This window comes from Streptomyces sp. NPDC006365, from assembly GCF_042870755.1.
GTDB lineage: Bacteria > Actinomycetota > Actinomycetes > Streptomycetales > Streptomycetaceae > Streptomyces > Streptomyces xiangluensis.
In genome coordinates this window covers 225,151-238,405 of record NZ_JBIAHS010000010.1, presented here as the reverse complement: position 1 = coordinate 238,405, position 13,255 = coordinate 225,151, and the positions used below count along the sequence as shown (strand labels likewise).

Sequence of the window (13,255 nt, the reverse complement as noted above, 5' to 3'; positions counted from 1 at the left end):
CCGCCATGACCGCCATCGAACTCGTCCGGGGCGACATCACCCGGCAGAGCGTCGACGCCATCGTGAACGCCGCGAACTCCTCGCTGCTCGGCGGCGGAGGTGTGGACGGTGCCATCCACCGGCGCGGCGGACCGGCCATCCTTGACGAGTGCCGCAAGCTCCGCGCCTCCCTCCCCCACTCTCGACTTCGCTCGAGCGGGGGGACCCCCACCGGCAAGGGTCTGCCGACCGGGCAAGCGGTCGCCACGACCGCGGGTGAACTCGACGCCCGCTGGGTGATCCACACGGTGGGCCCGGTCTACAGCCGACGCGAGGACCGCTCCGACCTGCTCGCTTCCTGCTACCGGGAGTCCTTGCGGCTCGCCGCCGAACTCGGTGCCCGTACGATCGCGTTCCCCGCGATCTCCACCGGCATCTACGGCTGGCCGATCGACGACGGCGCCCGGATCGCCGTGGAGACGGTGCGGGCAACCCGTACATCGGTCGAGGAGGCCAGGTTCGTCCTCTTCGACGAGCGGGCCTACGAGGCCTTCGCCGCGCAGCTCCGCTGACCGAACCATGGTTCGGTTTACCCGTCCCGCCTGTGCCCCCCGAAGTCCTGGATCGGCCGCTGCTGGACACATCGACCTGATCCCGTCCGGTCACCGCGGGTGAGGACCCTCGCGGACCGTGACTCGCATTCCTAATGCCCGTATTCTCATCAATGCTGCGGTATTTCCGAATAGTGGATTATTGGAAGCGGGAGTGAGGTGAAGCGTGGTTCGGTCCGACGGGGAATCGAAGCGGACGTGGCGTGCGACAGGTGGCGCAGTGCCCGCCACTTTCCGTGAGCGTTTTCTGCAGGGCGAGCCGGTTGAGGGAGGCGTAAGAACGCCGATCTTGAATTCATGGCAGCGCTGCAGGTCCCTGGGTCTCTCGCCGGACCAGTCCGACCTTCCCTTCCGTGAGGACTTCGACCGGGACGGTCCGCTCGTCCGCGCGTCAGGCCCGGTGCTCGACCGGCTGCAGTCCAGGTTCGCGGGCACCGAGATGAACATCTCCGTCGCGGATGCGAGCGGGACGGTCCTTCTACGGCGTTTCGGAGAGGCGGCCCTGGCCAGAAGCCTCCCGGCGATCCAGCGCGTCCCGGGATTCGTGTTCGCCGAGCAGTTCGCCGCCACCAACGGCATCGGCCTCGCGTTGGCGGAGCGGCAACTCATCCGGGTCCACGGTGCCGAGCACTTCGCCGAGCGCTCCCAGGCCAGCGCCTGCCGCGCGATTCCCGTCCGCGACCCGCTCAGCGGGCGCATCGAAGGCGTCCTGTGCCTCGGCTACCCGCGCAGCGCCGAGGACCCGGCGCTCGTCACCGTGATACGCAAGGCGGCCGAAGCTATCGAGCGGCGGCTGCTGGAGCAGAGTTCCGGGCGTGAGCGCGCTCTGTTGCGGGCGTACGTGGGCACCGGCGCCGATGCCGCCGTCGGCCTTCACCATGGCGTCGGGGTGGACGAACTGGCCCGTGAGCTGCGCCCCCGTGACCGGGCGATCCTCCTGGAGAAGGCCACCGAGCTGATCTCCTCCGCGCAGCGGGCCGCCGTCGACGTGTCCCTGCCCGACGGCCGGAGGGTGACGCTGGTGAGCCGTCCGATGACGAGTGCCTCCGGGGTGGAAGGCATGGCGATCGAGGTCCTCCTCCCCGGCCCTTCATCGCGACAGCGCCTCCCGCTCCCGCGCCGGGTCGACGAACTGCTCGGCTTCCCCGCCGAGCCCGCAGGCCTCCCTGTCGTCGAGCCGTCCGGGTACGTTCCCGGCGCCCCGGCGTCCGGGCGCCACTCCGCCACTCCGCCGTCCGGTCTTCCTCCCGACGCCGCATCCGGCCAGGGCGCCACGGACGGTCAGGGCGCGATAACCATCGGTGTTGCCGGTGCGACGGACGATCACCCCGACTCCCAACCCCCCGCGAGGGGGCTTGTGCTGGTGGGGGAGCCGGAGGTGGGAAAGTACGCCCTGGCGGCGCGACGCCGCCTGGAGCTGCTGTCCGAGGCCAGCGCCCGTATAGGCACCACCCTGGACGTGCGCCGCACCGCCGAGGAACTTGCCGAGACGGCGGTTCCGCGACTGGCCGACTTCGCCACGATCGACCTGCCCGAGGCCGTACTGCGCGGCGAGGAGTCCGCCGACCCCGGCAGTGACCTGCGTCGTGCGGTGGTCCACGGAATCCGCGACGACGGTCACTTCAGCCCGGTCGGCAAGCGGGTCCACTTCGGCCCGACCGCGCCCCAGCTGCGCTGTCTGACCAGCGGGCAGGCCGTGCTGGAGCCGGACTTGAAGGCTGCCGCGGGCTGGCTCGCCAAGGACCCCGAGCACACCGAGCAGCTGCTGACCCAGGTCCACTCCCTCATAGCGGTCCCTCTGGTCGCCCGCGGAGTAGTCCTGGGCGTCGCCAGCTTCTACCGCTCGCAGGACGCCGCCCCCTTCGGAGACGACGACCGCTCGCTGGCCCACGAGCTCGCCACCCGTGCCGCTCTGTCCATGGACAACGCCCGGCGCTTCACGCGCGAACGCACCATGGTCCTGGCCCTGCAGCGGAGCCTGCTCCCGCAGGGTCTGCCCGATCAGGAAGCCGTCGAGGTCGCCCATCGCTATCTGCCCGCCGAATCCGATGTGGGCGGAGACTGGTACGACGTGATCCCCCTCTCCGGCGCCCGTGTCGGCCTTTTCGTCGGCGACGTCGTCGGCCACGGCATGCACTCCGCCGCCACCATGGGCCGACTGCGCACCGCCGCACGCAGCTTCGCCGAACTCGACTTCCCTCCGGACGACGTTCTCACCCACCTCGACAATGTCGTGGGGCGCCTGGACCGAGAGGATCCCGCCGCGGACGGCGTCGGCATCGTCGGCGCGACCTGCCTGTACGCCATCTACGACCCGACCTCGCAGCAGTGCGTCATGGCTCGCGCCGGTCACCCTCCGCCCGCGCTGGTCCGCCCCGACGGCACCGTGTCATTCCTCGACCTGCCCGCCGGGCCGCCTCTCGGCCTCGGCGGTCTGCCCTTCGAAACCGCCGAGATCCACCTCCCCGAACACAGTCAGCTGGTCCTCTACACCGACGGACTCATCGAGGACCGGCACCGCGACATCGACGTCTCCCTCGACAGCCTGCGCGGAGCCCTGGCCCACCCCGAGCGCACACCCGAGGAGACCTGTGAGGCGGTCCTGGAGAGGGTGGCGCCCGCCCACCCCAGCGACGACATCGCACTGCTCGTCGCCCGCACCCACGCGCTGGACCCCCACCGGATCGCCGACTGGGACCTGCCCGCCGACCCGGCCCTCGTCAGCGACGTCCGCGCCAACGCCATCCGGCAGTTGGACGACTGGGGACTCGACGAGGCCGCGTTCGTCGCGGAACTACTGCTCAGCGAGCTGGTCACCAATGCCATCCGCCACGGTTCCGGGCCTATCCGGGTACGACTGATCCATGGCCCCACCCTGATCTGCGAGGTCTACGACACCAGCAACACCGCCCCGCACCTGCGCCGGGCAGCCGCCACCGACGAGGGGGGCCGTGGCCTGTTCCTCGTCGCGCAGCTGGCGCAGAGCTGGGGTGCCCGCTACACCCCGGAGGGCAAGGTCATCTGGGCCGAATGCGGGCTCGACGCAACTTGAGGGCCTGCGCACGGCGCTCTGGTGCCCCCTGACCCGTTCGGGGGGCACCAGATACTGTCAAATGTCTAAAATGCTGCTATTTGCCCCGCTAGTATCCCTGATGAAAGTCGGGAAGAACTCGCAAGGCCGACCCCCGGGAGATGTCCGTGCATGATGCTCCCGACACCTCTCCGGAGGCCATCCAGGCCTCCGGAGCGGAACCTCTGGTCCGCATCCGCGGGCTCGACAAGCGGTTCGGCGGAACCCTCGCGCTGGCCGGGGTCGACCTCGATGTCCACGCCGGCAGCGTCCTGGCGCTTCTCGGCCCCAACGGCGCCGGAAAGTCCACGCTCATCAAAGTGCTCGCCGGCGTCCACCACGCCGACGCGGGGCAGATCACCGTGGCCGGGCACCCGCTCGGGACCCACGCGGCCTCCCGCAGCATGTCGTTCATCCACCAGGACCTCGGTCTGGTGGAGTGGATGACGGTGGCCGAGAACATCGCCCTGAGCACCGGGTATCCGCGCCGCGCCGGACTGATCTCCTGGCCGCGGACCCGTGAACGCTGCGCCGACGCACTGCGGATCGTCGCCGGACATCTCGACCCCGACGCGCCGATCGCCCGGCTCGCCCCCGCGGAGCGTTCGCTGGTCGCCATCGCCCGAGCCCTGGCGGGACGGGCGAAGCTCGTCGTCCTCGACGAGCCGACCGCCCGGCTCCCCGCCGCGGACTGCGCCCGGCTCTTCCACGTACTGCACGCCCTGCGCGACCGGGGGCACGGCATCCTCTACGTCAGCCATCGCCTGGACGAGGTGTACGAGGTCGCCGACGCCTTCGCCGTCCTGCGCGACGGTCACCTCGTCAGCCATGGCGCGCTGGCCGGCCACAGCCCCGCCCGCCTGGTGCACGACATCGTCGGCGAGGAACTGACCGACTACCGCCCCGCCACGGCCCCCGCCGACGCCCCGGCCGTACTGACCCTCGACGGCGTACGGACCGCCGGCGCGGGCCCGGTCAGCCTGGAACTCAAGGCCGGGGAAGTCCTGGGTCTGGTCGGCCTCTCGGGCGCCGGGCACATGGACCTGGGCCGGGCCCTCGTCGGCTCCCGGCCCATCCTCGACGGTCGCGTACTCCTCGGCGGCCGGCGGTACAGCCCCCACAAGGTCGCCGACGCCGTCGGCCTCGGCGTCGGCTTCGTGACCGGCGACAGACAGCAGGAGGGATGCGCCACCGAGCTGACCGTACGGGAGAACCTCCTGGCCAACCCCCGCGCGGGAGGCCTGCCGGCGCTGCGCTGGATCAGGCCCCGCCGCGAACGCGCCGAGGCCGCCACCCTGATCGAACGGTTCTCGGTGCGTCCCCGCGACAGCGAGGCCCCCATCGCCACCCTGTCCGGCGGAAACCAGCAGAAGGTCATGATCGGCCGGTGGCTGCGGGTGGGCCTGCGCCTGCTGGTCCTCGAGGAGCCGACGGCGAGCGTGGACATCGGCGCCAAGGCCGCGATCTACGGCCTGCTCGAGGAGGCGCTGGCCGCCGGCCTCGCGGTGCTGCTCATCTCCACCGATTTCGAGGAGGTCGCGGGCGTGTGCCGACGTGCCCTGGTCTTCGTCCGCGGGGCTGTGACGGCCGAGCTGAGCGGTCCGGACCTCACCATCGCCGGGCTCACCCGGGCAGCTTCGGCCATGCCCCCCTCCGGAAGCACGACGGACTCATGACCGCCTCGCCCCCTCCCCCCTCGTCCCCGTCCCCACGGCACCGACCGGGCCCGCTGAGCCGATTGGAGAGGCAGGGCGGGCACCTCATCGGCACTTACGGCCTTCTGGCCCTCACCGCCCTGCTCTTCCTGATCTTCTCCCTCACACTGCCGCGTACCTTTCCCACCGCGGACACCATCGACTCGATCCTGTCCACCCAGTCGATCCCGGCCGTCCTCGCGCTCGCCGCCATGGTGCCGATCGTGACAGGCGCGTTCGACCTCTCCATCGGCTACGGCCTCGGCCTGGCGCACGTCATGGTGATGCAGCTCGTCGTCAACGACGGGTGGCCATGGCCTCTCGCCTGCCTCGCGGTGATCATTGGAGGGGCGGTGGTAGGCGTCCTCAACGGTGTCATTGTCGAGTTCGGCCGGATCGACTCCTTCATCGCCACTCTCGGGACCGGCAGCATGATGTACGCCGCGACCGGCTGGATCACCGACGGCGGCCGGATCGTCCCGGGCCCGCAAGGCCTCCCGGCCGCCTTCACCGACATCTACGACTCCACGTTCCTCGGCCTTCCGGTCCCCGCCTTCTATGTGCTCGCCCTCGCGGTCGCGCTCTGGCTGGTGCTGGAGCGGCTGCCGCTCGGCCGGTGCCTGTACGTCATCGGCTCCAACCCCCGCGCCGCCGCCCTCGTCGGCATCCCGACCCGCAAGTACTCGGTCTACGCCTTCGCCGCATCGGGGCTGATCGTCGGCTTCGCCGGGGTGCTGCTCGCGGCCCAGCAGCAGATCGGCAATCCGAGCGTCGGCCTCGACTATTTGCTGCCCGCCTTCGCCGGTGCTCTCCTCGGCTCCACCGCGATCAAACCCGGCCGCCCCAACGCCATGGGCACCGTAGTCGCCGTCGCCGTCCTCGCCGTCGGCCTCACCGGCATCGGCCAGATGGGCGCCGACTTCTGGACGATCCCGCTGTTCTACGGCGGCACCCTGCTCATCGCCGTCGGCCTGGCCGGCTACTCCGCCCGCCGCCTGCGCACCGGCGCGGTCGCGGCCCGCGATTCACCCGTCGTGCCGCCCCCACCGCAGCCACCACCGACGCAGGACGGTGGCACAGCGGGTACCGCTCCATGACCCACTCCACGGCACCACCTCCGTGACCTTGGACGCATCCTCCCGCCCATCCCTCCATGAGGAGCTCCCGTGCAGTGCAACCGCAAGGCCACCCCCGGCGTCTTCACGGCTCGGTCCGCCTCCGCGACCCTGTTGGCAGCGGTAACCGTCCTTGCAGGCTGCGAACGCGGCTCGTCGACAGGCGAGGGGGACTCCGCAACGGGCCCGAGCGGCTGCCCCGCGGCCCACGCCAGGGCCCAGGCCGCCGTCAGACAGGCAGAGAAAACCGACGCCCCCTGGGACGGACCGACCAGCGGCCCCACGGCGGTGTCCGGCAAGACCATCGTCTACGTCGCCCAGACCATGACCAATCCCGGAGTCGCGGGCACCGCGAATGGAGTGAGGGAAGCCGCGCGGGTCATCGGCTGGAACGTCCGGGTGATCGACGGCGGGGGCACGCCCGCCGGCATCCAGGCGGCGATGAGCGCGGCCGTGGCCCTCAGGCCCTCGGGCATCGTCATCGGCGGCTTCGACCCCGACTCGACCTCGCAGCAGGTCGCGCGGGCCAACGCGGCGGGCATCCCGCTCATCGGCTGGCACGCGGTCGCTTCGCCCGGCCCCAGTCAGAGGCCCAAGCTCTTCACCAACGTCACCACCCGGGTCGAGGACGTGGCCGGAATCAGCGCTCAGTGGATCATCTCGCGTTCCAACGGCCGCGCCGGGGTCGTGCTCATCACCGATGCCTCGATCCCCTTCGCCAAGAACAAGTCCGACCTGATCAGGAAGGAGCTGGCCACCTGCTCGGGTGTGAAGCTGCTGGCGCAGGAGAACATCCCGATCCCGGACGCCAGCAGCCGCACCCCCCGGGAGATTTCCTCCCTCCTCTCCCGCTTCCAGAGCAAGTGGACCTACTCCATCGCCATCAACGACCTGTACTTCGCCGACGCCGCCCCCGCCTTCCGGGCAGCCGGTAAGAAGGGCTCCGGCCCACCCTTCAACATCGGCGCCGGCGACGGCGACCCCTCCGCCTTCCAGCGCATCAACAGCGAGCAGTACCAGGCTGCTACCGTCCCGGAGCCACTGTCGCTGCAGGGTTGGCAGATCGTCGACGAGTTCAACCGGGCTTTCTCCAGCCGACCCGCCAGCGGATATGTAGCCCCCGTCCACCTCACCACGGCCGCCAACAGCGCCGGGGACACGACCTGGGACCCGTCGGGTTACCGGGAGGCGTACCGAAAGATCTGGGGCAGGTAACAGCGGCATCGGGGTGCCGCCCGCTCACCCCTCCGCCGACGGGCTCGGCTCAGCGCGCGCGGAGGGTCGCTCCATAGCCGTCTGTGGGGGCGGGGGAGGGGCGTACTCGGTGAGCAGGAGCGCGATGTCGTCCGCCCTGTCGGCGGACTGGCTGGCATCTCGCAGTAGCCCGTCGGCCAGATCCTTCAGGCCGTCCCCGCCCGTGTGGGCCAGTGAGGCCCGGAGCCGCTCGATGCCGGAACCGATGTCCGAGCCGCGCCTCTCGACCAGCCCGTCGGTGTACAGGGCCAGGACCGATCCGGGCGCGAGGCGCAGCTCCGACTCCGGATACTCGGCCGTGTCGACGACGCCGAGCAGTGGACCGCCCGGCACATCCAGGATTTCGGCGCGTCCGTCGGGCAGGCGCAGCAGAGGTGGGCAGTGGCCCGCGCGGACGATGGCCAGGGCTCCCGAGCGGGGGTGGAAGCGGGCGTAGCAGCAGCTCGCGAGCAGCGCCGGGCCGAGGTCGTCGAGGAGGAGCCGGTTGGTGTCGGCGACGACGTCGCCAGGTCGGTGGCCGGCGGTGACAAAGGCCCGTACCGCGCTGCGCAGCTGGCCCATTGCGGCCGCGGCGGGGACGTTGTGCCCCTCGACGTCCCCGACGATCAGCGCGACCTCTTCGCCGGTGGGGATGACGTCGTACCAGTCGCCGCCGATGTCCATCTCCCTGGTGCCCGGAAGATAGCGCCCGGTGACGCGAAGGTCCGGCAGCGTGGGCAGCCGGTGCGGCAGCAACGCGTTCTGCAGGCCGCGGGCGAGGGCGAATTCGGCGTCGTAGAGCCTGGCACGTTCGAGGGCCTGGGCGATCAGGCCTCCCAGCGCGGTGAGCACTCCGCGCTCTTCGCCGGGGAACCGATGGACGTCGTCGAAGCCGAGCATGCAGGCGCCGACCGGACGGTTGGAGGCGATCAGCGGCAGGAACGCCCAGGAGTTGGAGTCGCCGAGAGGGATCCCGGGGTACGTCTCGAGGAGTTCCTGCCGAGACTCGACGAACAGCGGGGCCCCGGACGTCAGCGCGTCCGTCATGGGCAGTCGGGCATGCAGCGGGGTGCCTTCGAACCGGGCGAGAAAGCGTTCCGGGTAGCCACGTTGTGAGAGCAGGTGCAGGCGCCGCTCCTCCACCACGGAGATCGCCAGCTTCTGGCCGCCGAAAGCGGGCAGCAACTGCTCGGCGACGGCGTCGCACACCTCGCGCGCCGTGACCGCCTCGGTGAGGGCGCTGCCCAGCTGCAGTACGCGGTAGAGGGCACCCAGGCGGGGGGCCGCGGGTGACAGGGAGAGGGGCGGTCCCTCCCCCGCGACGGCCGTCCCGGGCGCGGCCCCGGCCGGAACCGGCTGCCTCACGAGCGCCGCCCATCCCGTCATGCCCTGCGCGCCCGGGTGGAGGGAGAATACGAGCCACTCGTCGGGCGGTCGGCGGACCAGGAAGGAGACAGGTCGCTGGGAGACCACGGCGGCCCGGTAGCGGTCCTCGTAGACGGGATCGGCCAGCCAGGGCAGTACGTCCCAGGGGCGTTGACCGAGCAGTTCGTCCTGGCGGGCCCGCAGCAGCTTCTCCAGGCTGTGGTTGGCATAGGTGAGACGCCCGTCCGGAGAGAGCGCGAAGAAGCCGTCTGCGAGTCGCTCGATCGCCGCCACGGCGGCCATACCGCTCCCGGAGTCGAGCACGGCGCCGACCAGATGGGGCGACGCCTGCGAGTTGCCCAGGTTCTCGGGCACCCGTCCCCACAGCTCGACCGTGCGGCCACCCCCGCCGCCGTCGCGGATGCGCAGGCAGTGCGCGAGCATATGGCCCTCCTGGACCGCGGCACGGGCGGCGGACCGAAAGCCGGGCAGATCCGCGGGCTCGATCCTGGCCGCCAGTGTGGCCGCACGTCTGTCGAACTCGCGGGGAGGGATTCCGAAGATCGCGCACAGCTCGTCGTCGGCCGTAAGGGCTCCGGTGTCGAGGTTCCAGTCGAAAAGGCCGACCCGTGTCGCCGGAGGGGACGGCAGGGGGACCACCACCGGATCGGCACGCTCGTCGCACTCGCCGAGCGCCTGGCTGCCGCTCAGCCCGGCGAGGACCTTGCCCAGACGGTCGGCCGCGGAGCGCAGGTGCCGACGCTGCACTCTGGACAGCCCGGCCCCGTCCGGTTTGGGCGTCCACAGCACGGCCATCGCGCCGAAGGTCCGCTCACCCGCGCGCACGGGCACTGAGGCAGAGCCGAAGGGGTAGGGCATGGCGACCGAGAGCTGAGGGAAGCGCCGCATCGTCTCCTCGGCGCCGGCCAGGTGGACGAAGTTCCCGGAGCGGTAGGCCTCTGCCACCGGGATACGGCTGTTCACCGGGATCCGGCGCCACCCGCCCAGCAGGGACGGCGGTGCCCCGCACGTCGCCGTCAGTACGAGCGAGCGACGGTCGCCGGAAAGCAGGAACACACTTCCGGCATGCGCTCCGGTCACCTTCATGGCACTGGTGACGGCACTGACCAGGGCGTCGTCGCGCTCGAGTGCTTCGCCGACACTCGCGGCGCCGAACGGGTACGAACTCGATGCCTCACCCCTGGCCGACACGCTACCTCGATCATTTTGAGTATTTGTTCCATTTTAGGGCGAATTTCGGTCTTTGACGGTCATTTGTCTGTCTGGAAGCGAGGGCGGAAGCGCCGTGGAGACGGTGCGGGCAACCCCGGTGCGCCTCGGCCGGCGTTCTGCCTGTTACAGCTGTACGGCGCGTTCGTCGGCCACGACGGCGATGCCAGTGCCGCTGAAGACGGCGGACGGCCGGCTGCACTCCGTCCTCGGCATCGGCGTGATCGCTTTGGGTGTCCTGCGGTCTCCGGTGGCCACCGAGGCGCAGGGTCTGCCGTTTCTTCCAAAGTGAGCCGGGCACTCGTCTTTCGCTCCGACCGGACCGGAGAGGGGAGGTGAGTCCCGTGCCGGGACAGCAGGAACTGCCGTCGACTCTGGATCGGTCGCCCAAGGACGCGCAGCGCACCTGGGTCAAGGCGCATGATTCCGCCGTCGAGCAGTACGGCGAGGGGGAGCGGGCGCACCGGGTGGCCTACTCGGCACTCAAGCACAAGTACGAGAAGGTCGGCGATCACTGGGAGCGCAAGGAGAAGCGGCGCAAAGGCCCGTCCGATCCGCTGGCCGCACGCCCGCGGCAGCAGGGCGGGCGCAGCGGCGAAGGGGTGGACGAGCAGGCCTCCAAGCAGCATCTGTACGACGTGGCCAAGCGACTCGGTGTCGAGGGGCGGTCCCGTATGACGAAGTCCGAGTTGTTGGACGCCATACGCAAGGCAAATCGTTCCGAGACCCGCAAGGCCCGAAGCTGAACCGGCCGCGGCCACTGAGGTGGTCGGCAGCGAGTGCCGTATACGTGGAAAGGCGCCGGAAGACCGGTATCGGTGCAGATGACCGAGCTCCGCCAGGCGGTAGCGCCGGCTGCATGAGCATGGGTGAACCGTTCAACACCGTGGGCCCGGTTTTCAGCCGGAGCGTTGGCGTCGGGGAAGGCGGTTCTGGTCCGGCCGGTTCAGCCCACCAGGCGGCGACTCCACGGATGGAGCTGCCGTCGCCGCCGTCGGGGAGGGCGGCGTGCAAGGGCTCGGTGCGGGTCACGGCGCCACCAGCACCACCTTTCCCGTGACGGTGCCGGACTCCGCCAGCCGCATGGCCTCGGCGACACGGGTCAGCGGCAGCTCCGCCGCTATCTGGGCGGTGACCTCGCCGCGCTCCAGAGCGGCGAACACCTGGCTGAGATCGGCGCGCAGGCGGGCGCGGAAGCGGTCCTTGGCGAAGGCCCGCCCGGCCCAGACGTTGAAGAAGTACGCGCGACGGCCGTTGGGCAGGCTGTTCCACAGCCACACCCGGCACAAGATCTTGAGTACGGGCCACTGCTTGGATCCCGAGTCGTCCCGGGTCGCGGCGCTGCCGTACGAGACGAGCGTGCCGCCGGGCGCGAGCAGCCGCCACGAGTCGATCACGCTGCGCGCGCCGATGTGGTCGAACACGGCATCCACCCCGCCGGGGACCAGTTCCCGGACGCGTGAGGGTACGTCCTCGGACCGGTAGTCGACCGGGATCACGTCCAGCTTCCGCAGCGCGCCGTGGTGGCGCGCGGACGCCGTACCGATCACTCGTACTCCCGCGATGCGTGCCAGCTGGACCAGTAGCGAGCCGACGCCGCCGTTGGCGCCGTGGACGAGAATGGTCTGCCCGGCGCGCACCCGTGCCTTGCGGTGCAGCATCTGCCAGGCGGTGATGCCGTTGACCACTGCGGTCTCCGCCTCCGCCGCGCCCACACCGGCGGGCACCTCCACGACGTCCGCCGCGTCGAGGGCGACGTGACTCGCCCAGCCGCCGACCTTCGTCAGCGCGGCGACCCGCTTGCCGACCAGGCTGGGCTGCACACCCGCGCCGGCCGCCAGAACCGTCCCGACGAGGTCGTAGCCGGGCACGAAGGGGAACGGCGGCTGGTCGTAGTACCGGCCGCGGCGCATCTGTTGCTCGGCGAAGGACACTCCGGTCGCCTCCATGCGGATCACGACCTGTCCTGCGCCCGCCGTCGGCACGGATCCGTGCCGGATTTCGAGCCCGTCCGGCTCCACCTTGCCCGGCAGGACCACCTCGACGAGTTCTCCGACGCTCATGACGACCTCCGTTGAATGCGGTGCGATGTGACGTGTTAGAAGAAGTTGCCTTCGTTAGAAGGTGTAACCAGCTTGCGGGAGGTGTTGGGGTCCGTCAAGGCCCGGCGCGAAATTTAATTAGAAGCAATGGCGACAGTGATAGGTTCTAACTCCGAAGGGGCTGCTGGCATGCAGGCAACAGAGAGGCGGACATGACAGGAACCTCGAAGACCCCCCGCGAGCGCTACCGGACGCAGGTGCGCGAGGAAGTGAAGGAGCGGGCGTGGGAGCAGATCGCCACCGCTGGGGCGTCCGCGCTGTCCCTCAACGCGATCGCCAAGCGGATGGGCATGAGCGGCCCGGCGCTCTACCGGTACTTCGGCAGCCGCGATGAACTGATCACCGAGCTCATCAGGGACGCGTACCGCAGCCAGGCCACGGCGTTCCGCGCCGCCGGCGAGGAGGGCGCCGACCTGGCCGGACTGGCGCACACGCTGCGCCGGTGGGCCCTCGAAGATCCCCAGCGGTACTTCCTGGTCTACGGCACGCCCGTACCCGGCTATCACGCTCCCGACGACGTGACCGCGCTCGCGTCGGAGATCATGTCGACCCTGCTCGACGCCTGCGCGGCGGCGTCCGCGGGCTCGGCGGGCTCGGCGGGCTCGGCGGGCTCGGCGGGCACGGACGCGGCGACGGCTTTCGGTGACCACCTCGAGCACCACCGCCAGTGGGCACGCGGGCATTCCGCCCCGCCCGCCGCACTGCACCGGGCCCTCTCCTTCTGGACCCGGCTGCACGGCGTGCTGTCCCTGGAACTCGCCGGCCACTTCACGGGGATGGGCTTCGACCCCTCCCTGCTGTTCACGGCCGAGCTGAACGGCCTGCTGCCCCACTGACCGAACCCAGCACGCGCGCG

10 protein-coding genes are annotated in these 13,255 nt (G+C 70.7%); 7 read left to right on the top strand and 3 right to left on the bottom strand.

All coding sequences use genetic code 11. From position 1 onward, the window contains the following. Positions 1-5 precede the first annotated feature (5 nt). From ACFYO0_RS27040 to ACFYO0_RS27020, 5 genes are all read left to right on the top strand, one after another. The gene (locus tag ACFYO0_RS27040; RefSeq protein WP_388681023.1) at positions 6-551 is read left to right on the top strand and encodes an O-acetyl-ADP-ribose deacetylase; all 546 of its coding nucleotides are present in this window, start codon (positions 6-8) and stop codon (positions 549-551) included. Positions 552-756: 205 nt separating this feature from the next. After that, complete coding sequence (locus ACFYO0_RS27035) at positions 757-3,642, top strand: SpoIIE family protein phosphatase (protein ID WP_388680905.1); 2,886 nt, start codon at positions 757-759, stop codon at positions 3,640-3,642. Between the two features lie 146 nt (positions 3,643-3,788). Then, positions 3,789-5,336: a sugar ABC transporter ATP-binding protein gene (locus ACFYO0_RS27030; protein WP_388680903.1), complete on the top strand. Its 1,548-nt coding sequence runs from the start codon at positions 3,789-3,791 to the stop codon at positions 5,334-5,336. After that, a complete protein-coding gene (locus tag ACFYO0_RS27025) occupies positions 5,333-6,451 on the top strand; it encodes an ABC transporter permease (protein WP_388680900.1) in 1,119 nt (372 codons plus the stop codon). Before ACFYO0_RS27030 ends, ACFYO0_RS27025 begins: the two co-directional genes overlap by 4 nt. 69 nt (positions 6,452-6,520) lie before the next feature. After that, on the top strand, positions 6,521-7,684 hold the full coding sequence (locus ACFYO0_RS27020) for a substrate-binding domain-containing protein (protein ID WP_388680897.1): 1,164 nt from the start codon (positions 6,521-6,523) through the stop codon (positions 7,682-7,684). 24 nt (positions 7,685-7,708) lie between these two features. Here the strand turns inward: ACFYO0_RS27020 and ACFYO0_RS27015 are convergent, their stop codons facing one another. Both ACFYO0_RS27015 and ACFYO0_RS27010 read right to left on the bottom strand, forming a co-directional pair. Then, positions 7,709-10,279, bottom strand: coding sequence for a SpoIIE family protein phosphatase (locus ACFYO0_RS27015; RefSeq protein ID WP_388680894.1), 2,571 nt, complete (start codon positions 10,277-10,279; stop codon positions 7,709-7,711). A gap of 144 nt (positions 10,280-10,423) precedes the next feature. Beyond that, positions 10,424-10,555: a hypothetical protein gene (locus ACFYO0_RS27010; RefSeq protein ID WP_388680892.1), complete on the bottom strand. Its 132-nt coding sequence runs from the start codon at positions 10,553-10,555 to the stop codon at positions 10,424-10,426. Between the two features lie 86 nt (positions 10,556-10,641). Between ACFYO0_RS27010 and ACFYO0_RS27005 the strand changes: the two genes are divergently transcribed. After that, complete coding sequence (locus tag ACFYO0_RS27005) at positions 10,642-11,043, top strand: ChaB family protein (RefSeq protein ID WP_388680890.1); 402 nt, start codon at positions 10,642-10,644, stop codon at positions 11,041-11,043. Between the two features lie 282 nt (positions 11,044-11,325). Here ACFYO0_RS27005 and ACFYO0_RS27000 read toward each other — a convergent pair whose 3' ends face one another. Next, a complete protein-coding gene (locus ACFYO0_RS27000; protein WP_388680887.1) occupies positions 11,326-12,360 on the bottom strand; it encodes a medium chain dehydrogenase/reductase family protein in 1,035 nt (344 codons plus the stop codon). 191 nt (positions 12,361-12,551) lie between these two features. Here ACFYO0_RS27000 and ACFYO0_RS26995 point away from each other — a divergent pair, with 191 nt between their 5' ends. Next, complete coding sequence (locus tag ACFYO0_RS26995; RefSeq protein WP_388680884.1) at positions 12,552-13,235, top strand: TetR/AcrR family transcriptional regulator; 684 nt, start codon at positions 12,552-12,554, stop codon at positions 13,233-13,235. Positions 13,236-13,255: the final 20 nt, after the last annotated feature.

Coding starts and splice junctions, on each gene's coding strand:
- ACFYO0_RS27025 (WP_388680900.1), top strand. CDS start 5,333: ATGACCGCCTCGCCCCCTCCCCCCTCGTCCCCGTCCCCACGGCACCGA.
- ACFYO0_RS27000 (WP_388680887.1), bottom strand. CDS start 12,360: ATGAGCGTCGGAGAACTCGTCGAGGTGGTCCTGCCGGGCAAGGTGGAG.
- ACFYO0_RS26995 (WP_388680884.1), top strand. CDS start 12,552: ATGACAGGAACCTCGAAGACCCCCCGCGAGCGCTACCGGACGCAGGTG.
- ACFYO0_RS27040 (WP_388681023.1), top strand. CDS start 6: ATGACCGCCATCGAACTCGTCCGGGGCGACATCACCCGGCAGAGCGTC.